Below are 23227 nucleotides of genomic sequence, written 5' to 3' on the forward strand. Positions count from 1 at the left end.
CTTCCTTGATCAGCGGGTGGCAAACATGTAATCGATCCCATCCGACGATTGCTTTCCGATTGCGCAATTATGTATACTTATAGATGTCAGACAACAGGTGTTGTACAAAACTATTAAAAGAAGGTTAAGCTATGCTGAATTCGTTGACAAGAAAACCGATTGCTGAGGATGCACTGGAAGAACTGAAAAAGTTAATTCAATCAGGGGAGGTGAAGGTTGGCGACCAAATCCCGCCGGAAAACCAACTGGTAGCAATGCTTGGCATAAGCCGTCCTACCGTGCGCGAGGTGCTGGTTGCGTTGCAGGCGCAAGGTTATATCGAAATTAAGAGAGGCAAGGGTGCCTTTGTCATCGACAAGGAAGAGTTTGACCGCAAGCGGTTTCTGAATTGGTTTCAGGAGAACGAATACCATATTCGTGAATTGCTTGAAACGAGAATGGCGATCGAACCGATGGCCGCCTCTCTGGCGGCGCAGCACATTTCGGACGAAGAGCTGCAGGAGTTGGAGCGAATCCAGGCGGATATGGCTGGCTTCGTCGAGAAGCAAAGCCTGGAATCGATCGTTAGCGCGGATGAACGGTTCCACGAGACGATTTTCAGCGCAAGCCGGAACAAACTACTGCAATTCATATATTCTAACTTGGTGCCTAGCCTGCGCGAATACCGCGGCAAAGCTTTCTCGCATCCGGCCAACCCGACTCTGGTCATAGACGCTCATATGCGAATTATTACCGCACTGAAGACGAGAGACTCCACCGCGTCTTTCAATGAAATGCTGCTGCATATACAATCCTCGCAACATGACGTGGTCAGCACAGCGAACGCCCTGTTTTCTATAGGTAAACTATCCATAGAGAAGAAATAAACGGACGACTGGGGACAAGCTATCTTTGTAAGGATAGCTTGTTGTTTTGATGACTCGCCGGAAAAGTTTATCCCAGTGATACTTGCAAGAAAGTCGTTGACAAAGCCCAATAAATGGTCTATCTTCGATACAAGATGTCAGACAACGGACATCTGATATTATTTCTTATAACATGCAAATGTCTGCCCAAAAAACTAGAACTTGTTCGGCCAGTTTCTGAGGCTTTTTCCACCGATTGGACAATAATGTTAGCCACCTTCCACCTGACGAGTAGACCGAAGGCTTCGTTAAAGCAGATTGTAGGAAACATTCTGGGTAGTCAGTTCACATTTAATTGGGAGAGGATACTCCGATGAAAGCCACAGTAACGGTGCGAGTATGCGCGGTATGTTTGCTAATTTCGGTCTCAGCCGCCATGGCCGGCTGCCAGCAATCGGGAAAATTGCAAAGCCCAGGCTCTGCCTTGGAAGAGACGATCAGTACGGATCCGGTCCGCCTCACTGTATTCAAAGGGCAAGGACTAACTGACGACGAGTGGGATCAACTGCTCGTACAGCCGTTGAAAAAGAAATATCCGTACATAACGCTGGAGCCGCTAAGCGGCAGTTTACCGGACATTATTGCGTCTGGCGTCGTTCCCGACCTGCTGACGCAATTTAACGGGTACGTCACGGACTTTATTCCGTACAACATTCTGATGGACATCACGCCATTAGCGAACAAGCAAAAGGTCGATCTGAACCGATTCGACCCGGTATATCTGGATGCGCTGCGGATACTGTCGGATAAAGGCGAGTTATATGGTTTGCCCTATTCGACCCAATTCAATGCGCTATATTACAACAAAGATTTGTTCGACAAGTTCGGTGTCAGCTACCCGAAGGACGGCATGACGTGGGAGGAAGCAGCCGCTCTCGGAGAAAAATTGACGCGTAAAGACGGGCCCACGCAATATATCGGCCTTAGTTATGAGCATATTCAACGCCTGTCTTCCTCTCTCTCACCTGATATGGTAGATATAAAGAAAGAACGAGCTACCGTTAACACCGATTTATGGAAAAGAATATTCCAGCTGGGTCACAGCATCGATATCGTACCCGGCGGCGCTTCCAGTGGGGGTGATGTATTCTACAATGAAAGAAGAGTGGCGATGTATGGCACCGTCAACATTTTCAATAAACTGACCGATGCCATAAAGAAAGGGTTTAACCTGGGCATGGCGCAGTATCCGAGCTTTAAAGAACAGCCGAATGTGTACGGCCTTGTGGACGCGCATTATATGCTTGTCTCAAAGCAGAGCAAGTATAAGGATCAGGCGATGCAGGTTATCGACTTGTTTACGTCCGAAGAAGTCCAGCAAATTTCTGCACGCAAATTCGCCCGGTTATCCCCGCTCAAAAGCCCAGAGCTGAGAAAACAGCTTGCCGCCGATTTGCCTATGCTAAAAGAAATCGATATGAGCTCTATTTTCAAAAGTAAGCCTTCTCCGGCGCCGGCGTTCTCAAAATATTACCGCGATGCCAGGAAAATATTGATGACCAAATTCGACGATTACAATTTAGGGAAAATAGACGTCAATACGGCATTACGGGAAGCGGAAGAGGAGATCAACAAAATGATCGACCAAAACAAATAAGATGGCTGATGTTATGCAAATTCGTTTTTCCGGGTCAATTCCATCAATGAAATGGACTTAAGGCTGTACTCGTGAGTACCGCTTGTCAAAATGAACATGGAAAACCGCGTCAATACGCCGTCCAAAATCAAAAACGGCTATCCCCCTTTTCGTTTTCATCAAGAAGCCTACGAGGAACTGTTTCCGTTAGGTGAGTAAAGGCAACCGATCGTTTTGGTCGGCTGCCTTTTTGTTATCTTTATTCAGCTCTCGTATCCGTCAAATGTTCAGTTCAATGGTTTCTTGCATCGTCCTGATGCACCAAGTGGGCCCCTATCGCAATAAGCCCTACTATGGTTTCAAATTCAAATTCAAATCCAACATCCGTAGCAGAAGGACGACGGCTTCCGCGCGCGTTGCAGCGGCGAATGGCTCGAATTGACCGCCACCGCGGCCTTGCACGAGACCGAGCCCCTCCGCCGCAGCAACCGCAGGACGGGCCCAAGCCGGTACGTCCGCCGCGTCCGCGAACGTCGGTTCGGCATCCCCCGACGACTCCAAGCTCGCCGCACGGGCAAGCAGCGTCGTCATCTCCGCCCGCGTAATGACGACATTCGGTCGGAAAGTACCGTCAGAAAAGCCTTCGGCGATGCCGCGCTCTGCCGCCGCAGTGACGGCAGACGCCGCCCATGCTTCGATGGCACCGGCATCCGCAAAACGCGGCGCGGATACGCCCTCGACTTTGAGCGCGCGCATCAGCATCGTAACGAACTGCGCTCGTGTTACTTGAGCATCTGGCGCGAACATGCGAGCGTTGTACCCGTTCGTAATACCGAGCTCTACCGCCCGCGAGACGTACGACTTCGCCCAGTGACCGTCCATGTCGAGGAACGATGTCGGCGTTGGAGCAGGTGTCGGTGTCGGTGTCGGTTCTGCTGACGACTCCTTGACGCCGAACACTGCGAATTTCGTGAAGTGATCCACCGACGCCACAACAAGTCCCTTCTCAATCCGGCTCTCGATCTCAATCCATTCTTTATGCGCTTCGTCGAAGTAGAACAAGGCCGCGCGGAACCCTTCGGGCATCGACGCCGCGTCGAACGCGAAGCGAAGCGTCACCGGCTCCGGAAACGTCATTCCCGGGCTTAGCAGCAGTTCGAACACTCCGCTCGCCAACTGCAGCCCAGCCGGTACGGAGCCCGGAGGCAGCTCGATCTTTTCGATTGTGACGATCGCGTCTCCCTGCAATCTAGGGATCACGATCGTCACTTCCTTGCCGAATGTCACCGTGCACCCGACGCGCGAGCAGGCGGTCGACGATTTTCCCGGGACGGTCGGCACCACGGCAGGTTCTTCCTCGTCGTGGCCAGCAACCGACGGTTGATACACGTCTACCTGGATTTCGGAGCGAAGACCGCCGTATTCGACCGAGATTGACGCCTTTCCCTGCGATTTCCCTCGAACGACGCCATTCTCCCCTACCTCTGCGACGGAGGCGTTCGAGGTCGCGTACGTCGCTACATCCGTGACGTCAATCCGGCGTCCGTCCGAGTACGACGCTTTGACGCGGGTAGCATGGGATGTTCCGACACTCAAGAGATAAGAAGTCTCGTCAACCTCCAAACCGACCAACGCGACAGGCGCTTCTTCCACCGAAACAACCGCCGTCGCCGTCAATCCATCCGGATTCAAGATGCCGGCAAGAGGCGTTACTGTGCCTGTAAAGGTGTATACGCCCGCCACGTTGCCATTATACGAAGGAACCCCGTCATCCCATGTCAAGCCCGCGCCCGCCGACGACCCATCGCTCAAGACGACGTTCACCGCGGACGGCAACGGGACATTGGATAGTGGCGTCCCGAAGGGGACCATCACGGCGGGCACAGACGCGACGCGCACGATCGGCAGCGGCGCCGTCGGCGTTTCCTCCACCGCCACGACCGCGATCGCTGACAATCCGCCTGGATTCGTCGCGCCCTTTGGCAGCGCTAACTCGCCCGTAAACGAGTACCTCCTAGGCGCATTTCCATCATACGGCGGATCTCCGCCGTCCCACTTTACGCCCGTCACTTCCGTCGTCCCGTCGCTCAACCTGACATTCACCGTCGCCGGCAATCCGAGTTCCGAAAGCGGGGTTCCGTATCCAACGGTACGATATACGGCGTCCGCGACGCTCTCGATTGTTCGCGGTTCGACCTTCACGACAACCTTCGCCTTAAGCGCGTCTGGGTTTGTCGTCCCGTTCGGCGGCGTCAACGCGCCGACGAACTCGTACGCTCCCGGCATCGTTCTGTCGTACGCAGGGTTGCCGCCGTCCCACGTCACGCTCGCCGATACATTCGTTCCGTCGCTCAGCTTGACATTCACCGTCGCCGGCAGACCGACCTCGGACAGCGGCGTGCCGTATCCAACGGTACGATATACGGCGTCCGCGACGCTCTCGATTGTTCGCGGTTCGACCTTTACGACAACCTTCGCCGTAAGCGCGTCCGGGTTTGTCGTCCCGTTCGGCGGCGTCAACGCGCCGACGAACTCGTACGCTCCCGGCACCGTTCTGTCGTACGCAGGGTTGCCGCCATCCCACGTCACGCTCGCCGATACATTCGTTCCGTCGCTCAGCTTGACATTCACCGTCGCCGTCAGACCGACCTCGGACAGCGGGGTTCCGTATCCGACCCATACAACTGCCAATGGGGAAACAGATGCGATCGTGACCGGATTTGCTGTAAAGACGTACGTAGCCGCTTCGCCGGCCTCATACCCCGCCCCTCGGTCCGCTTTATAACGTACGAACACCGTCTGATCTCCGGAAAACGTTGGTACGGCACCCTTGTTGTATACGACGTAACTCACGCTGCCGTTTCCTAAGTATTCCATGTCTTCCGTCAGCCCGACGATGACGTTCGCCTCGTCGTCCGCCACAAGGCCCGTCGGTGGTCCGACGTACATATCGATTAAGTTGGCGCTGGCTCCGGCGACCCGAAACGAGCCGTCCGCAAGCTGCAACACAGCTTGAAGGTTCCATGTGCCAGGGAGCACCTTGATCCATTGCTCATTCATGTTCGCGTCCGTCTTCAGCAGGACGCCATCACCCGTGTTGGAGCCGCCGTATATCAGGAATCCGCCGTCATTTGTACGAAGCAAGCCTTCCGGGACTTGGGCGCCATCGTGAGGATATACCTTTCTCCACAACTCTTCCCCGTCCGCGTCCGTACGGATTACGACGATATCTTGTTCGCTTCCCACCTGCACGTTGCCAGTCAAATAATAACCCGAATCCGCGCCCGCTTCCACCAAGGCGCTCAGGGTAAGATTCCCCCCGCTCTGGGAAAACTTCTTCAGGGCCCCTGCCCCATCGCGGGCGCTATATGTGTACAACATGCCGAAGGATGAGCCAGTTCCTTCGGAACCGTATCCGACGATCGCTACGTTTCCGGACGACAGCGTTATTCCATCGAACGGACTTCGGCCGTACGAAATCAAGTGGGCGATTCCAGCCCCAGGATTTCCGTCCGCATCTAGGGTAAAGATCGAGTTTACCGCTCCGCTGCTCGCAAATTGAGCGTAACCGCCTACGAGATACCTTGTCGTGCCGGCATTGTCCATTTTTGCGATGAAATTCGCGGAGCCGCCCCCCGGCAGCTGCACACCCGACCGAACGATGCTTCCCGAATGATTAACGAGCCCGTAGAGCATGCCATCGTTCTTACGGCCGACAAACATATATCCGTTTGGCGTCTCCAGCACGTCGTTCACCGATGGAGGAATACCGCTCTCATCGAAACCGAGCGAAGTCCGCCATTCCAAATCGCCATTCACGTTCCATCTCGCTATGAACAGCTCGGGGTCTTCACCGCCTGCGTCGGTCCCCACCGCGACATACCCTCCGTCCGATGTCCGAATGTAATCCCCGTATCGGATCTTAGGGTTCCCCGTCACCGAGTCCGCACCGACGGACTTCAGCACGAACCGATCCGCAGCAAACACCGAAGTATACCCCGAAAAAACGAATATAAAGACAAGCAGCGACAGCATCCATCGCCTCAAAGCCAGACTTCCAAACATTTCAAAGCGCCCTCCGTTTCTATGAACCTCCATGTACTTATGATTGTAAAGCAATGCCAGTCCGATAGGAATCCCCCGACCGGAGAAACTTTGGCCGCGACAAAAAAACACCGTCAAACTGACGGCGGCAAATTGTGACAAAGTGTCCTACATGGTCATCGGCATCGACCTGTATGGCAAAAAGGACGTGCTGGCATGTGGATTAGCGAGAACGAGTCGTCCAAGTTCTGGCTCCTCCAACTCTCCGTCTTCTATCCCGATCGTACCGGTCGCATTTGACAAGCCGATCGTAAAAAACGGTTGCCTACATATGTGAGCTATCGTTATCCGTTAGTTCAATCACAAAGTGGATAAATATCATATTTTTTCAATGGGTATCCGGACGATCGTTTGCCACTTTTCAACAGGGTTCCAGGTCGGTGGATTCATATAGATCTCCCGAGTCTTTCCCCGTGAACGAAAGCCTTGTGAAGATACAGTCTTGGTGATATGGTCTTCTGGGTTTGCGATCTCATCGTAATGACCAAGATGCAAAGTGTGCGCGCACAATCTTTGCGAGATACGTTGGAATGACGGCACAAGAAATTCCACACCTTTATTTTTGATTCTTACGTTGTGAATCGCCTCATCAACGAGCAACTGGTCGATCTGCTCCGGAACCTGCACCATGACGACTCGTTTCCATATGCCATCGGGTAATTGATCTTGCCATATCATTTCAAACGGCATTAGACGGAAATTGTATTGCATGCGTTTCGAAGTGATCATCCTCAACTGATTCTGTATCCTTGAGAACAACCAGATAAGGGAGGGTTCATCTCTAGCCAAATCATATCTTCTTCCCTCATTCTCAATCACCAAAAAGTTCAGATCAGGAATTTCGTTAATCATGACAATATTCGGTTTCAGTTGGTAGACGCTTTTATACTCTTTACGGTTATCAGTCAACTTTACGGAATTATTCCCCATAATAACCTCCCCATTTACAACTCGATTACTTGATGCATTAGTACAACGATTTCTAACATGAAATATAATTTCGTTATTTCGCAAAAAATTCCTTTGTATTGAAATTAAACTACCAGTTGAGAAAGGCAGCCGGTTGTAAAAAAACGGCTGCCTATATATGTCTTTATTGAGCTATCGTACCCGTTAGCTCAATCTACGAGCTTTCCAGTAACTTTGCAATCCGCAAATTACCTCTTTCCTTTGATAGTGATACAGCATCATTACCGCCTTCAACTTTGGCATAAACATCAGCGCCATGCTCCACATCCTCATAGGATGAATACGGCCGAATCCATTGTGCGGGAATCGTCAAGGTTGTTCTCTCCTTTATGTCGTTTTCACAAGCCGGATCAAAAGCTGCATAAGGTGTATCCGCTTGCCTTTGCCAGCTGTTCCATTTCGGGAAAATCGTCTTCACGGACAACAATCAGAACATAGCTGTCACTGTTGATGTCCAACTGTCCCAACACGATCCCATGCGGCGGCAGCCAGTCCACCTGATCGTCGGAATAGCCAGTCGTCTTGTTGGATGAGTATCGGTTACAAATAAGGCCTTACAAGAATCGACACGGCTAGCGAGATACTTCTTCAACCACACTTTACACTCGGTTGGAAAGTAAACCTCTCTCTGTTTTGAACCTTTGCCATTTACAATAGCGGAGCAGTTCTCCCAGTTCAGGTCTTCAATGTTTAACTTCTCCACCTCTCCAACCCGACAGCCGGAACTGTAGAGAAACTCCAGAAGAACCTCCAGAAGAACCCTTTCCCTCAGGGACTTGCAAGAGATTTTCAAGTGAATGACATCTTCCTCGATCAAAAACTTAGGAATACGCTTGTCCATTTTGTGTTCGCGTAACTTCAAAGAAGGATTTGAGGTTAAGTATGTTTCTTCATAGGCAAAGCGAAATAGGGAACGAACAAAACGGATGCGATGTCCTAAACTGCTGGGTTTCAATCGATCGTGGAATAAGATGTAGCACCCGAAAAAGCAAAAACCTCGATCGGAGTTATACTTACAGCATGTTAATCCATCATATTAACAATTGCTTTGTTTTCACATGCTTTAGCTAAATCCATTGGTGTCTTCCCATCTTGATCTGTAGCTTGAATGTTCGCACCATGTTTTAACAGCATTTCAATAGCGGCAACATTTTCTCTCATAATAGCTCTATGCAGGGCTGTTTGCTTATACTGATTTCTACATTCAAGATTAGCTCCGTGATCCAACAAGAATTTTATCCCGATAATGTTATTAAGATCTGCAAAGTTATGTAGCGGAGGGAATGGTTTCTTTTCTTGATTCACATCACAGCCCAACTGTAAAATGCCTTCTAGTAGAGCCTCATCTGTACAATGAAGAGCAATCCCAAAGCCCTTCTTTTCCACCTCTTTTTGATAAACCTCCGGAAATACTGAACGAATATAATTCACAATATCACTTGAGTGTCTAAACGCAATTTCAAGAGAGGTTTCAGCCAGAGCACGTTACCCTACGTTTGCTCCCTTCTCGGCTAATAGTCTAAATGCCTCTAAATTATTGTGTTTACTACAAAACTGCAAAGAAGTGCCACGATATTCAAGAACTTTGTCTAAATCGGATTTTTTCGCGTGGGTTACTAGCTCTTTAATTTTTTCCATGTCATTCATATAACACGCAAATACTAATGTATTCTTAATTTTTTCTGCCTTTAACGATTGCTGTAAGATTTCTTTTCTTTCCTCTCCCTTTGGTTCCAAATCATATCTCTGGTAAATGATTAACTCAAAGACATCCGCATCAAAAAGTTCAGGATTCATATCTTTCACAATGCAATGCTCGACTAACTTACCAGCATCTACTTTGATACAAAGAATGCCCTTCCCTAGCATTAATTCCTTAATTTCGTTAATATACTTATCAAAAAGAGCAATAGTAATTTCTCCATCATATGAAACTTCATTTTCTAAAACAGCAAAATATCCGCTTGTAAACGAATTCTCAGTGCCTAAAATTAAATATGTATACGTTCTTTCACTTAGCATAGGCTCATTGATAATCGTGTCTACTAAATAATCAAGATTGTTCATATTGATTCCTTCATACCTCCACCTGTAAGATCAATATTTTTTTTCAATTCTATTTCCTTCTGGATCAATAATTACTCCGATTATCCCCCAATTAAAAGTATGCACTTCAACCTTTACTTTTCGTTGTTCAAGTTCTTTCACTGTTTCTTCGAAATAGTCTACTTCAATTCTAATGACCATTGGGTTCTGACTTCTATTCTTCTCGGATGTGCTTAATACTCCGTTATCTTCAATCATCAAATAGCTGTCACCAAAATCAAGTTTTGAAAGGCCTTCTTTTCTTTCTCTTACATTTAGGTCCAGTTTTTCGGTATAGCAGTGCTTATAGAACTTATAGGGGTTAAACTTATTATTTTTTCTATAATTAAGAAAACCTCCGTCCATAAGCGGGCATGCGCTAATAGACGGAGGTTTCTGTCATATTCGGCAGCTGGCTAGCATTGGCATTTGCGTTTTAAGCAAATCCTTTAGCCCCTTTAGCTTTGCGTCCCCGTCTTTAAGCGGGTTTGCTATTATCGTACGAGTTGTATATTATATTTGGAAATAATTATCCTTAATTAGGAGTATATTCCGAAAAACGTTCGCCGGTTAGGTCCGATAGACCCAACTTTGTTGAAATCTCTCTTTACTTGTCTGATTTTGAAAATTTAATGGATAGTCGCATAGTAGAAGAACGTAAAAGCCACAAGAAGGTGGACAAGAAAGAGTACGAGCTGCAGCTTGTGAGCGAGGTTTTACAGATAAGCTTCGATATATTTTGCTTATTCATTACATTATCCCTAGACCAAAGGTCACAAAGGCTCTTATTCACAAGTTCCACACGCCCCATAACACTCCCAAAGCTTCCTTACATCTAACTTTTTCGCCGTTACTTGTGATAAGGTTCAGTTTAACGGGTCTATCGGCGAAAAATCCGCCGCGGTGCATAATGGCCAACATTTTATACCCGATTTAAAGGCTATGACCAGGCTTTCATAACAAGCACAAAAGGCCACAGAAATAATCGGCAGCCTGATTGACAGTGATTCAACTATCGTACCCATAAGCATAAAATAATCCAATAAATAACAAGTTACAAATCTGTTTAAGAGTATGTTTTTCTCGTAAGTATTTTATTAGAAAATCCTTATCCTCTGGGTAAGCATGCTTAACTCCATCTATTTGTTCTAATTTGAAAGCTCCATCCAAAAAGGGACAAGCTTCACTGGGAATCCGATCGGAACCAGTAAAACCACCTTTAATATAAATACTCATACTTTTATTTCAACTTAATCTTTAACAGCTCGCAAATGCTTATACTGGAAGTTATTAGATTATTTACTTAATCAATTACTTGTAGTTTATCGCCTAAAATTTCGTTAAGATATTTCAGAAGTTTATTATTTATTTTTACTTTTTCAAGCATAACCTCAACACGATTTATCTCATCTTCATTTGAATCAATATCAACTATAAATGTGTCTTTACTGATGGAAGCATTTCTACAACACTTATATCCAGAGTTCTCTTGCCCATTGACTTCAAGATACTCGCCATCCATTCCTTGTTCAATATCTTGCTTATCAAATTCAAAAGCTTTTTGTAAAATAATATAATTATAATTGCATGAGCAACTTTTGCAGTAAATTTTACAACATTCATTTTTGTTCTCCATTCATAATATAAATTTTCTGCGATTTAATTATATCACATACTAGTTGCTGACAATGATAGTGGTAATCATGTAAGAATGTCACTTACTCCAGAAGGTGAGGCGGCTAGCAGTGCTATTAACAGTCTTCTGTGTGCTGTGGCTGTTGATTATCGACTACCTTACATATGAACGCAAAATGATGCATATCGTGAATGGGTTCATAATACACGCCAGTTAAACGACCTACGGAAACTTCAAGACCAGTTTCTTCAAACACTTCTCGCTTTGCAGTATCCTCTGCGGACTCATTCAGCTCTGACAACCCACCTGGCAGCTCCCAATTATATTTTCTGTAATTATGTTTTACTAGAAGAATTCGCCCTTCTGAATCCATAATCACAGCAGCTGCTCCGACTGGTTTTTTTGACATTCCGTATCCCCCAGAGATTTACAATCTAATTCCATTTTCTAGACGGATGACTACCTATATTTGTTGCGGTCTATTAACGTAAACTGCCCGTTAGCGGAACGAAACCGCCAATTAACTCGTCAGCATCGCGGATGTAATTTTTTTGAGCTCTAAATATTTGTAAACAATATATTGGTGATACGGCAATCAATATATGTTCTTGTCACAATACGGCAAAGGATATAGGTTCTTGTCCTGAGCCGAGGACAAGAACCTATACCCTTAAAACACAAAAACCGCGATTTACGCGAATTCTTAAGCATACATGTTCTTGTCCCACGACATCATTGTCGGATGACAAGAGTCTGCTCCGATAAATGACAAGAAAGTATTCCGATTCATCTTCCTTATGATACCATACCGATGTTTTTGCAAACGGACGTTCAGAAACCAAGGGGGTATCGGAACACATTCTTGTCTCATCTCAGTGTCAAGAATGTGTTCCGATTGGCGAATGTGGCCAAAAATATGTTCCAATCCCTGACTCCGATTGCAGATTTATTCCAAGAAAGTTATCCGATAACCGATCGGCGGCCTTATAAAGTTATCGGGCAGCATTGCGTAAAGAAAGTTATCCGGGTTAAATAATTAAACGTGCGTGCCGAAAATTCCTAAGGACTCGACACTTTGCAGACCGTCTAGACGGTCCCTTCTACAATACAGACTTATTTCAAAGCATCCAATGCTCGTTGGCTTTGCTCCTGGATTGCGGTTATTCCTTCTTCTACAGATTTCCTTCCATCCAATACAGCCTCTATTTCGTTATGCAAAATTCCATAAAAACGCCCGGAGAAGCCGACTGGAGTGCTCTTGTAAACGGCTGTCCAATCTTTAGTGCTTGGTTGCAGTTTGTAAAAGGCTTCGACAGACCGGCCATTGACTTCCTTCGGATTATATTCCACCCGGGTCAGGAGCAAGGAACTGTTGCCACCTCCCCCCAACGTTTTTGCTGTGCTTTCTCCGTTTATAAATTTGACTAGTTCCCAGGCCGCATCGATTTGTTTGGATTTCGCGTGAATAGCGAACATTTCGTGCACCGAAACCGTCTCCGTTTCGTTCGGAGCTGACAAGCTTGAAGGTGCGGTCACTGCTTGCCAATTAGGCGGTTTTATGATATTTTGACGCTCGGCATTCGTCATATTGGATAGAAGATAGTACCGGTCGACGGTCATGGCTGCCGTTCCCATCAGAAAATGATTCCTCTTGACGATACTCTCAAACGTGCTGCCGCCCGCATTCTGTTCCGGATGGATGACCTGCTTCTCCTGATAGGCATGGATGACCGTTTGGAAGATCCCTTTCCAGGCAGGGGAGTTGACGACCACTTTGGTCCCGTCCTCCGCAATTGCTGAAAGCCTGTTCGTTTTGGCGATATCTTGTATCCATGCAGATGGGTTAAGTGGATTATACAGGGCGTAATTACGCTGATCCTGGTCCTTTTTGAACGGAAACCGTTCAGCCAACCGAAGAACATCGTCCCAGTTCATCAAATCCTTCGGATAAGGAACCCCGTACTGGTCGAATATGTCTTTGTTGTAGAACAATGCTTGCGTACTGAACTGGGGGGCAAGTGCGTACAGGGCGCCGGCACCTCTTTGACGAATATGGCCGACCACACCTGCATACAGGTTTTGAATGTCAAAGCTGTCTCTTCGAATGAGCGGGTCCAGATTGACCAACATACCACTTTTAGCCCAATCGTCGAAGAAATTGTCGGCGAAAACAACATCGACCGGGTTGGCGGCAAGTATCGTCTCTGTTTCTTTCTTCAAGTCTATTCCCGATTGAGGTCGCGGCTCTTCGACGACTTCGATCGAGATGTTCGGGTACATTTGACGAAACCTACTGCCGTAAAAATTCATAAATGCAGTTTTACTTCGGTACAGAACGGTAACAGTTGCATGCTCCTCTTTACCGGGGGCAGGAGGAATCGTAGGCTCCTTTAATTCATTCCGCCCGCCTAAGCTGCATGCGGAAAGAAACACGAGCAGAAGGCTAAAGAGACTCAGAAATCTGAATCTGTGCCGGACTCCGAACAAACAATCCCTCCTCATCGCTTCTTTGCTGAGTAGCCGGTCGAAATGCTACCTACTTTATCCAGCAGGCCAAACATGGCAGCGAACATGCGCGCGGAAATTTCCGCTTTAATATTCAATCGATACCCACCACGAACACGTTCAAGGTATCCCAGATCTATATATTCCGACATCATGTTTTCAAATGGAATTTCTTCCGGCAGCAAAGAGCGGAGCTTGGATTCCTCAACTGTGAAGTGCGGCGATAAATGGTCTATATCAGGAAGCAAGGCAAACACGATCTTCCAAAAATGCGGAGGTACGATATTCAGCGGAAAATCGGTTCGTTTGGTAACCGATTGAACGGTTTCACGCAAAAACGGAACTGTAGCGATATAAACAAACTTATGATTCGCCCACAAAGTCAGACCAGTTTCATCGATCCGTATAAACGGAAGACTAAAGTCGTTTTCCAGAGACGGATGGGAAGAGGCGCCAGGTATATTGGCTTTGCCGATCGTATTCATAATCTTACCGAGTACGAGAATCTGCTGATCACGCGATGCCTTCTCCAGCTCCTGCAAGAAATCCGGAATCTTGCTCTCCAGATTTCCCGAGTTGCCAAGCAAATAATCCGTTGTACAGCCTAAAATCTCTACCAAATCGACAACCAGCGAGATGTCTGGCAGCGAATCTCCTTTCTCCCATTTGGAAACAGCTTGTGCTGAAACATTCAGCCGCTGACCCAGCTGCTCCTGCGTCAATCCTTTAGCCGTTCGAAGATCGAAAATGATTCTACCTATCAAATGTTCTTTTCCCATCCACGTTCTCCTTTCCTCTTTGTCATTCCCACTATACCTAATCATGAAGGATTTGGAAATGGAGCGGTCGTTAACGAATCAACCTGCGGTTGATAAGTTACGGATTTCCTATGGCAGGGATTTGAAAATAATTCTTACGAACTCTGCTTCATTAAACAGTCAAAATAAAAAAGGTGCCACTTATTATAGGGCGCCTTTGCAACAGATTAGCAACTAACTTGTTATGTTTCTTGATCTTGATTCTAGCTTATCCTTAATGCTCACGATAATTAAAGCTTGTTTAAAACTACAGATGCTTTTTGAAAAATTCGAACGCTTTGTTGCCCGCGAACGAGTGCCCGTGCGCATGAATGTCCGAATCCAGGTTGGAAGACGCATCCGCAGCCGCGTAGATGCGCTGCACACCTTCGTACCCTTTCAGCAAATCTTGAATAAAGAAGCAATCGTCGTAAATGCCCATATCGACCAGCAGTGGTCTCGGCGCGATCAGACCGGCAATATCGTGCGTGTCAAAATATTTATATATTTCAGGCACAACCTGCGAGCCGCAAAAATTGCCGCGCGCAATCCCGAACTCCGCGAACGGATTGATGTAGCCCATCACATTGGCCGCTTTAATGCGCGGCTCGATCGCCGCCGTAAACGCCGTCATTGTCCCCCCGTAGCTCAGCCCCATCATGCCGATGCGCCCCGGATCGACTTCGTCCCGCGTTTCCAAATAATCGACGCAGCACTTGATATCCCAAATGTTAAGCGTCTGGGGATAAATGCCGAGGATGGAGCCTTTAATGAAGTTGATGTTGCACACGTCTTTCCGGCCGCACGAATCGTTCCGCTCCCCGAAGCCCCGCAATTCCGGCACGATGACGAGGAATCCCGCTTTCGCCATTTGCTCGCCGAAGTTGTAGTTCATAAGCGCGATCGCCTTCTCGTGCTCCGGCGAGGATCTTACTCCCGCTACCGGATCCTTTCCCAGGTCGACAGGATGCCCGTTGCAGCAAATGATGGCCGCGTTGCTCCGATCCGCATTCATAGTTTTCGGCCGCAGGAGAACGCAGGGTACGGAAGCGAACTCTTCCGAATCAAAAATGACCCGTTCCCGAATCAAGTCTCCGTCCTCGACGGCATATTCCACTTCGGCCGCCAAGTCCACTTTTTGCGGGAATACGCCGAGAAGCTCCTGGAGTTGCTCCGTCGCCTTGGTTCGCCAAGCCTCCCAATCCACTTTGGTTTCGCCCTTGAACGAATGCAGCGGCGTCCAATCCTTCGCTTTTTGCTTCCAATATGCCGATGATGAAAAATGTCTGTTGGCCATATCCTGATCCTCCTCGACTCATTTCCAGATAACGTACCTGTCCCAATTAATTATCATTTAAGCCTAGAGAAAATGCACTACTCTGTTCATCCGATAGGAATTGTAAAGAATCGTATTATAGCTTTGATCCAGTTATATGAATGAACCACCATACTTTTCCACCGGAGCAACGATAAACGATTTGATTCATCGGATGCTTCGTCGGGAATGAGTTCAAGTTCTTGTCATGGAGAATTGACAAGAACTTTATCCCATAAAAAGTAAAAGCCGCGATTTCGCGGCAATTAATGAGACTGTGTTCATGGGACATGACATTACTGCATTTACTGTCGGTTGACAAGAACTTGATGTCATTAATGACAAGAACTCATGTATTCAAAGCCCGATCCAACCCTCGTCGGCGATCCCTTCACAAATAACGTCAACCAGCGGGATTTCTCTCGACCTTGTGATGGTCTATTAATTCAATATTTAATATCCTTTTCGCATTATCCTGCCCCGTTACTTCAATAGACATCAAGAGGAGCTGTCCTTGCGGCAGCTCCACGCTTCGTCGTAAATCGCTTTTTTACCGGAACAGCCTGATAGTTCGATTTTTCGTGCCAAATGAATTGGCCGAATGACTTCTGCAATCTTTCAATTCGTTTCAGGGCAACCTGCACCTTCCTAGTCTGAGTGCAGTCTTACCATTTTCCGAATGATGCCGTCGCAATCGGGGCTAAGGGAGCACGTCATACTTTCGATTCATTTGGCAGCCGCACTTCAAAATGGGTACGGACCAGATTGCTATGGACTTTGATCGTCCCTCGATGCTGCTCAACAATATTTTTGGCTATGAACAAACCAAGACCTGTACTCCCTCCCTGCTGCGTTCGAGCCTTGTCGCCAGTAAAAAACATATCAAAAATATGTGCCTGAATCTCAGTAGGAATCGGGTCACCGTAATTGATGATCTGAATTACCACTTCCTCGCCATCACGATATCCTTTCACATCAACAAACTGTCCGTCGCTCCCATAGCGGCAGGCATTGATCAACATATTCTCAAACACGCGTGCCAGCAGCTCGCCAACTCCGCGAATCATCAATTGCGGGGCAACATTCATCCTAGTTACCAGGTTATTTTTTTCAAAGGCAGGATACATCTCCTCATTCAACTGAACAAGAAGCTCACTCAGATCGACTATTTCTTCGTTAATGGTGACCTTGACAATGTTCAGTCTGGTAATTTCGAAGAGTTCATCGATCAGTTTTTCCAGGCGCTGCGCCTTCGTATAAGCAATCGTCGCATAGTGCCTGACCTGTTCGGGAGTCAGCTGCTCGTCTCGCAAAATGAAATCGAGATATCCCAAAACAGAAGTAAGCGGTGTACGCAAATCATGCGCCAGATTAAGCACAAGCATATCCTTGCTACTTTCTGCAAAATCTCCTCTTTCTAAAGCTTGCCGCAATTTCTCACAGGCTAGATTAATGTCCCTCGCAAAATCCCCGAACTCATCCTTAGATGGAATATCTACATAGCTATTAAAGTCACCGCTCGCAAGATGGTTGATTCCGCTAGAGATCTTATGAAAATAAGTTGAATACCTCTTGGTAAGGAGTAAGAAAAAGATTATTGAGAGCGGAATGAAAATTATTAGGAAGAAGTTGACATCGCCAACTTCTCTCATGAAATAACGAATTGGGGTTAACGGATCTTCAAACTTGGTCGAATGATAATAAACTTGGAGAGCTTTATAGATCAAATAGGTAATGGTACCGGAAAAAAACATGCTTATACCAAATAGCAAAATCATTCTAGATCTGAAGCTGCGAATCATTTTAACCATTGAACGAGTACCCCACACCCCATACCGTTTTGATTAGTTTGTTTTTCGCTTGTTCTTCGCCAAGCTTCTTTCTCAAGGTTCGAATATGCACCATGACCGTATTATTGCCATCATAATACGCTTCGCCCCATACCTGCTGGAAAATGTTCTCGGCACTGAACACCTTCTTGGGGTAGCTAGCCAAAAGGTATAAAATATCAAACTCCTTTGGTGTAAGCTCGATCGTTTCCCCATACAGACTAATTGTACGCTTATCGGGATATATGACCAGCCCGCCTGCCTCAATTACCTTAGTGTTTGCGTCTGCCAATTGATTCAGCTGCCTGTATCGTCGTAGCTGAGCATTAATACGCGCCATCAACTCCATCGGGTTGAACGGCTTTGTCACATAATCATCTGCGCCTATGACCAATCCGGATATTTTATCCAGATAGGAGGTTTTGGCACTCAAAAAGATGACTGGCATAACATGCTGCTCGCGAATCAGTCGGATCACGTCATACCCGCTCAGCTCAGGCATCATAATATCCAGGATCGCCAAATCTATCGAGTGCTTTTGAACAGCCTGGAATGCTGCCTTTCCATCGGATGCGATGATATATTCATAGCCCTCTTTTTTCACATGTAAGCCAATCAGTTCAGCAATCTCCGCCTCATCATCCACTATCAATATCGTTATACCCTTCATCGTTTCCTCCACGCTTGTTTCGAATTTTTCTGGTGATTCAATTCCCCATTGCGGCTCACCAATATAGGATAGAGAAAATTATTTAAATAAAAAGTAGGGCAAAAATTAAACTTTTCTAAAGTAAATACACAAAAACAAGGGCCTTCCTTTGGAACAGCCCCTGCTTGTCGAGTATCGTTATTCGTTTAAGTAGGTTGTCACGCGGTTCTGAATCAACTTCGCTGCTTTCTCGGCAGACTTTTGTCCGTTGAAAAACGGTTTGGCTTCCTCTTCGATCATAGGAACAATTTTAGGATCGTAGTTCTCATAGTGATCTGCCGCGTCGATGATCTGCTGGATTTGTGCAAATTCTTCGTTCGGCACTTTGATTGCTTTCCCATTAGTAAGCTTGAACGTCCCATTCTTCATTTGTTCTTTGATGTCGTTCAGCTTCTTTTCATTCACAGATTTCTGCAATGAAAATCCGTCTTGCAAGGATTGCACATCTTCGGATAACAAGAAGGTAACAAACTTCCAGGCTTCCTCCTTGACTAACGATTTGGCCGAAATCGCAAACTCAAATGAAGGTGTGATAGCCACACCGTTTTGTCCTTTCGCATGCGGCTTTTGCAGCAGTTTCGGATTTAAGAAGAGCTGATGCGGAATTTCGATCAAGTCTGCCATTGAATAAAAATGAGCATTGTGGAACAACTGTTTGCCTTCTTCCGCTTGATTGGCAGTCATCACTTTCTCGTCATACAATTTTTTTATTTGTTGCATAGTTTCCACGAATTCGGGAGAATCAAAGTTTGACGTCTTCGCCCCGCTGTCAACGAACTGTGAGAAACGATCAAAAACCGTTTCATACAATATTCGTTCCGGCGGGGTGCCAGCTAAGGCGAAGCGGTTCTTTCCGGCCTGTTGCTTCATTGTCCTGGATTGTTCCCCAAACTCCTTCCAGTCCCAGCTCTTATCGTCCATCTTTACGCTTGCGTTTGCGAGTATGTCTCCATCTCCCACGAATGCCGTCAAGTAAAATCCGTATGGCATTGCATATAAACCGCCATTCGCCTTCTTCGTCGCTTCCAAAACGTTCTTTTGCAAATCGTTCTTATTTAATATATTGTCTTTTTCCCATAAATCTTTCATGTTCAGGACTAACTTTTTATTTATGTATTCTTTGAGAGGCAAACCGCCTACTTCGATAATATCCGCGCCCTTCCCGGATAGCAGTGCCGCATTCGTCGTCTTTTGGTGTTTTTCGATATCACCCGCAGCCCACTCTTCCCCTGCATTTTTCTTATAGGATATGATTTGCAAGTCGATATCCGGGTATTTCTCTTCGAACTTTTTCTCTACCGTCTGGTAAAACCCGTCTGGTTGCTGGATTGTCAAAGTAATGACGGTTTTCCCATCCGCCTTGACCGGTTTCTCTTGGCTCTCCTCTTCCCCGCTGCCCCTGGAACTGCAGGCCGTAGTGGCGATCATCGTCATCACAATGAACATCGTCCATAGTTTTTTTTTCAACATATGAGTTCCACCCCTTTACTATTTTTGAACGCATCCTCTATTGCAGACGAACACGATCGCCGTCCTGCAATGGCTCGCCGCTCTCCACAACAATGAGTTCCCCTCCAAAGAGGCCTCCCGATTGGATCATCGTTTCCTTGTCATTCGTTTCACTTAAATCGATCTTGACTTTGCGTACTACGAAGACATTGCCTAATGCGCCCCGTTGCTCTTCAATCTTATACACAAACTTGCCCTCCCGATCTTGATGAATCGTCGCATTGGAAATGATAAATCCCTCTTGGTGCGAGCGCTTCTCGAGTTTGACCCATGCCTGCTCACCCCCTTTCAATTCGGCATCAATTACCTTGATGCGAAGAACCTTCTAAGGAATGGTCTGGATCTTGCCCGCATCCGTACTCGATGAATTCTCGGTTCGCGGTTCCAAATTCGCTATTTCGTTAATTGTTCCATCCACGATACGGGTCTGTTCTTGGTTGGTATTGACCTGGACTTCGATCTTTTCCCCGATCGATATCCCTAAGCCGGATAACAGCTTGGCATCGGCGGTTAGTTCAAACCAGTAACCCAAAAGATCGTTTGCAATCAGAACATCCCCTTCTCCAGACACTAATCCTTCCACCGCGTTGATTTTCGTAATCCTACCATCGAACGGAGCCGTCAGTTCCTTCTGGCTTGTCAGTCGGTCTCTCAATTCTTCAATTTTACGTTCCTGCACGCCCAGATCGAGTTTGCGCGTTTCGATCTCGCGTTCCACTTTGCGAATCAGGAGTTCCTCCCCTTCCCTCGTTTCCTGAATGAACTGATCTACCGTATTTTGCAACTCGATTTTCTGTTTTTCCAAATGGGTGATTTCATCCTGCAATTCTCTCTCGGCGGATTTGCTGTCATAAGAGACCAGCTTTTGCCCCTTCTTCACACGGTCTCCTTCTTTTACGAGAATCTTCTGGATTTTCCAGCCGCCAGGATTCGATAGTTTCTCTTCGCCAACCGGGAGAAAGATGCCACTGTCTTCGAGCGTATGTACAAGACTTCCGTTCTTCGGCTTTTCCGTTCGCACTTTCGGCAAAGTAAGCGACTGCAGCGAGTTGCTGAATAACGTCAAAATCGCCAGCAACCCTATAAAAGCAATGAACGCGATTTGAATGTTTCGTTTTCCTCTTCTCTTGGCCGTCTCATTTTGCAACTCCTTCTCCACGTTTTTCACCTCCTAACCGTTTTGCTTCAGCGAAACACGCCTCGTCAGTGTCGGCTCCGCAAAACTTAGCCCTTGATACCGGACAATTGAATACCTTCGATAAAATACGGTTCCGCGTATAGAAACAACAACACCATTGGAGTCATGTAAAGGATCGATGCAGCGAAAGCGACGCCCTGCTCTCCCTCGTTGATCCTCGATAAATAAACAGATAGCGGCTGCTTGAACGAATCGTTCAGAAAAACAAGAGGCTGCTCAACCATGTTCCAATAATCGACGAATAGCAGAATGACAAGCGCGGCTATACCCGGTTTGATCATGGGGACGATGATCGTAGAGAAAATCCGCAAATGGCTGGCACCGTCAAGCTTGGCCGCTTCGATATAGGCATACGGGATTTGCAGCATGAACTGGCGCAGCATGAATACGCCGAAAGCCGCGAATATGCCGGGCCATATAATCGCCCCCGAACTGTTCAGCAACCCCAAGGTATCCGCCATTATGTAATTCGGCACGAGCGTCACTTGGAACGGCATGAGCATCGATAAGAGATAAACAATGAACAGCGTATCGCGGCCGCGAAAATGCAGCTTGGAGAACGCATATGCGGCAAGCGCCGCTACAAGGGTCTGGCCTGTGATGATCGGTATTACCATAAACACCGAATTCCAGAACATCGTTAGAAATTTCGGGCTGTTTACCAGCACTTTTCCGTACTGCTCTAAAGAGACTTGATCCGGCAGTAATTTTAAATTAACAAATGGATTGACAGTCCCTGCAGCCGCTTCGTTCATTTTCCCGATGGGACCGTAATTGATTCCAATTTCTAGTTCTGTCATAAGCGAATTTGTAAAAGTGATTACGATCGGGAAGAGTAACAGGACCGCTATAGCGCCCATGACGACCGTTAACGCGTTTTTTTGCAAACGTTTGGTTCTTCTCAAACCTTTGGTAACTTGCAATCGACCTTTCCTCCCCTACTATTCCATGAACTTCCTGTAGCGGCGTTCTAGCGCAAACAAACCCATGACGATCAGAAGAATACAACCAACCATCAAAGTCGCCGCCGCGGTCATCTTCTGAATGTCCAGCGACGCGAACATGTTGTTCATATAATGCTGCAGCATATAGATACTGTCATGCGGATAATCGCCTGCGATCAAATACGTTTCCCGAAATACTTTAAACGAATTAATGATCGACATCATGACGACAAAGAACGTAGTGGACGTGAGATTGACCAGCGTAATACTGGCAAACTGCCGTAAGCGCCCTGCGCCTTCCACTTGGGCGGTTTCATAATAATCCTTAGGTATTTGCTGCAGTCCAGCCAGAAATAAAATCACGTTGTAACCGATGTTCTTCCATAAATAAACAACAATCACCACATTTCGAGCGGCATTGCTTTTCATCCAATCCACGCGGTCGAACCCGAAGAGATTCAGCCAAGCATTCATTGACCCGTTCCAATCGAACAGCATTTGCCAGATCAGAATAATCGAGGCGACTGGGACGACAAGTGGCATCACATAGGAAGTTCTGAGCCATTTTCGAAAATATACATTTTCATTCAGCAGCATCGCCAAACTTAGCGACAACACAAGCATCAAAGGGACACTAACTGCGCTAAAATAAAACGTATTTGATGCCGCCTTACGGAAGGAACTACTCGCCAGCAGTTCGCGGTAATTATCCAATCCGACAAAATGACCGCCGACCGAACTATCCATAAAAGAGTAAACGACACCCATGACAAATGGGATCAGATAGAACAGCCCAAATCCGATACCGCTTGGCCCCAGGAATAGCCATGCCACTGTCGAATCCTTGCGTAACACATGCCGCAAACCCCACTTCTTCATTCATCATTTCCTCCTGCCCTCTGTGAATCCAGGATAAGTTGAAATGTTTAAATAAGAAGTAGGGTAAATATAAAGTTTTTATAAAATACCTGTAATATTTTGCCATCTTCTTCGAATGTGTTTGTTTGAGAGGTTAACGAAAGTAGAGTAAAGGGCTGGGTTGGCCAGCCCCTCCTCATCAAACCGTACGTGCGGTTTTCCCGCATACGGCTTTCCGACGTTCTTCACCCAGGGCAGTACGGCTTACCCAAGTGCATACTGTTTTTA

General features: G+C 46.8%; 23 protein-coding genes and 1 riboswitch. Of the genes, 2 read left to right on the plus strand and 21 right to left on the minus strand.

The genetic code is table 11. The annotated features are described in order from the left end of the window. Positions 1-131 precede the first annotated feature (131 nt). Entirely contained in the window at positions 132-866 is a 735-nt protein-coding gene (locus tag D7M11_RS34515; RefSeq protein ID WP_120751820.1) for a FadR/GntR family transcriptional regulator, read from the plus strand. 352 nt (positions 867-1218) lie between these two features. Beyond that, complete coding sequence (locus D7M11_RS34520) at positions 1219-2502, plus strand: ABC transporter substrate-binding protein (RefSeq protein ID WP_120751821.1); 1284 nt, start codon at positions 1219-1221, stop codon at positions 2500-2502. Positions 2503-2832: 330 nt separating this feature from the next. On the opposite strand, the gene D7M11_RS34525 is transcribed toward D7M11_RS34520, so the two are convergent. The 21 genes from D7M11_RS34525 to D7M11_RS34600 form a co-directional block, all read right to left on the minus strand. Further along, positions 2833-6546, minus strand: coding sequence for a DUF4073 domain-containing protein (locus D7M11_RS34525; protein ID WP_158606996.1), 3714 nt, complete (start codon positions 6544-6546; stop codon positions 2833-2835). A gap of 357 nt (positions 6547-6903) precedes the next feature. Then, positions 6904-7515: a hypothetical protein gene (locus D7M11_RS34530; RefSeq protein ID WP_120751823.1), complete on the minus strand. Its 612-nt coding sequence runs from the start codon at positions 7513-7515 to the stop codon at positions 6904-6906. A gap of 193 nt (positions 7516-7708) precedes the next feature. Then, positions 7709-7972, minus strand: a complete 264-nt coding sequence (locus D7M11_RS36225) for a hypothetical protein (RefSeq protein WP_147433551.1) — start codon at positions 7970-7972, stop codon at positions 7709-7711. Next, on the minus strand, positions 7905-8051 hold the full coding sequence (locus D7M11_RS38225) for a DUF6630 family protein (RefSeq protein WP_420818460.1): 147 nt from the start codon (positions 8049-8051) through the stop codon (positions 7905-7907). The genes D7M11_RS36225 and D7M11_RS38225 overlap by 68 nt, the downstream gene beginning before the upstream one ends. Continuing rightward, the gene (locus D7M11_RS34535) at positions 7982-8395 is read right to left on the minus strand and encodes a tyrosine-type recombinase/integrase (protein WP_240041437.1); all 414 of its coding nucleotides are present in this window, start codon (positions 8393-8395) and stop codon (positions 7982-7984) included. Before D7M11_RS34535 ends, D7M11_RS38225 begins: the two co-directional genes overlap by 70 nt. A 182-nt stretch (positions 8396-8577) precedes the next feature. Beyond that, positions 8578-8985 carry an ankyrin repeat domain-containing protein gene (locus D7M11_RS37650; RefSeq protein ID WP_240041434.1) on the minus strand — a complete coding sequence of 136 codons (408 nt, stop codon included), beginning with the start codon at positions 8983-8985 and terminating at the stop codon, positions 8578-8580. Between the two features lie 54 nt (positions 8986-9039). Beyond that, on the minus strand, positions 9040-9621 hold the full coding sequence (locus D7M11_RS37655) for an ankyrin repeat domain-containing protein (RefSeq protein ID WP_240041435.1): 582 nt from the start codon (positions 9619-9621) through the stop codon (positions 9040-9042). A 30-nt stretch (positions 9622-9651) separates the two neighbouring features. Beyond that, positions 9652-10005: a VOC family protein gene (locus D7M11_RS34545; protein WP_120751824.1), complete on the minus strand. Its 354-nt coding sequence runs from the start codon at positions 10003-10005 to the stop codon at positions 9652-9654. Positions 10006-10043: 38 nt separating this feature from the next. Next, positions 10044-10142: riboswitch (cyclic di-GMP riboswitch) on the minus strand. 505 nt (positions 10143-10647) lie between these two features. Next, positions 10648-10875: a hypothetical protein gene (locus D7M11_RS37035; RefSeq protein WP_193556359.1), complete on the minus strand. Its 228-nt coding sequence runs from the start codon at positions 10873-10875 to the stop codon at positions 10648-10650. A gap of 67 nt (positions 10876-10942) precedes the next feature. Then, positions 10943-11275, minus strand: a complete 333-nt coding sequence (locus tag D7M11_RS34550; RefSeq protein WP_120751825.1) for an Imm10 family immunity protein — start codon at positions 11273-11275, stop codon at positions 10943-10945. 115 nt (positions 11276-11390) lie between these two features. After that, on the minus strand, positions 11391-11684 hold the full coding sequence (locus D7M11_RS34555; RefSeq protein WP_120751826.1) for an NUDIX hydrolase: 294 nt from the start codon (positions 11682-11684) through the stop codon (positions 11391-11393). Positions 11685-12388: 704 nt separating this feature from the next. Further along, entirely contained in the window at positions 12389-13585 is a 1197-nt protein-coding gene (locus D7M11_RS34560) for an extracellular solute-binding protein (RefSeq protein WP_193556360.1), read from the minus strand. A gap of 188 nt (positions 13586-13773) precedes the next feature. Then, the gene (locus tag D7M11_RS34565; protein WP_120751828.1) at positions 13774-14559 is read right to left on the minus strand and encodes a helix-turn-helix domain-containing protein; all 786 of its coding nucleotides are present in this window, start codon (positions 14557-14559) and stop codon (positions 13774-13776) included. Positions 14560-14845: 286 nt separating this feature from the next. Beyond that, on the minus strand, positions 14846-15874 hold the full coding sequence (locus tag D7M11_RS34570) for an alpha/beta hydrolase family protein (RefSeq protein ID WP_120751829.1): 1029 nt from the start codon (positions 15872-15874) through the stop codon (positions 14846-14848). A gap of 731 nt (positions 15875-16605) precedes the next feature. Further along, positions 16606-17703 (minus strand): sensor histidine kinase, encoded by a 1098-nt coding sequence (locus D7M11_RS34575; protein ID WP_120751830.1) that lies wholly within the window; start codon positions 17701-17703, stop codon positions 16606-16608. Then, on the minus strand, positions 17696-18391 hold the full coding sequence (locus tag D7M11_RS34580; protein WP_120751831.1) for a response regulator transcription factor: 696 nt from the start codon (positions 18389-18391) through the stop codon (positions 17696-17698). Before D7M11_RS34580 ends, D7M11_RS34575 begins: the two co-directional genes overlap by 8 nt. Positions 18392-18568: 177 nt before the next feature. Beyond that, positions 18569-19900 carry an ABC transporter substrate-binding protein gene (locus D7M11_RS34585; RefSeq protein WP_120751832.1) on the minus strand — a complete coding sequence of 444 codons (1332 nt, stop codon included), beginning with the start codon at positions 19898-19900 and terminating at the stop codon, positions 18569-18571. 37 nt (positions 19901-19937) lie between these two features. Continuing rightward, on the minus strand, positions 19938-20231 hold the full coding sequence (locus D7M11_RS37970; protein ID WP_338042534.1) for an efflux RND transporter periplasmic adaptor subunit: 294 nt from the start codon (positions 20229-20231) through the stop codon (positions 19938-19940). A gap of 33 nt (positions 20232-20264) precedes the next feature. Beyond that, the gene (locus tag D7M11_RS34590; protein WP_338042535.1) at positions 20265-21098 is read right to left on the minus strand and encodes an efflux RND transporter periplasmic adaptor subunit; all 834 of its coding nucleotides are present in this window, start codon (positions 21096-21098) and stop codon (positions 20265-20267) included. 65 nt (positions 21099-21163) lie between these two features. After that, complete coding sequence (locus tag D7M11_RS34595; RefSeq protein ID WP_420818461.1) at positions 21164-21997, minus strand: carbohydrate ABC transporter permease; 834 nt, start codon at positions 21995-21997, stop codon at positions 21164-21166. Positions 21998-22078: 81 nt separating this feature from the next. After that, entirely contained in the window at positions 22079-22960 is an 882-nt protein-coding gene (locus D7M11_RS34600) for a carbohydrate ABC transporter permease (RefSeq protein WP_120751833.1), read from the minus strand. Positions 22961-23227: the final 267 nt, after the last annotated feature.

Origin of the sequence: Paenibacillus ginsengarvi, from assembly GCF_003626695.1 — a bacterium.
GTDB lineage: Bacteria > Bacillota > Bacilli > Paenibacillales > NBRC-103111 > Paenibacillus_AB > Paenibacillus_AB ginsengarvi.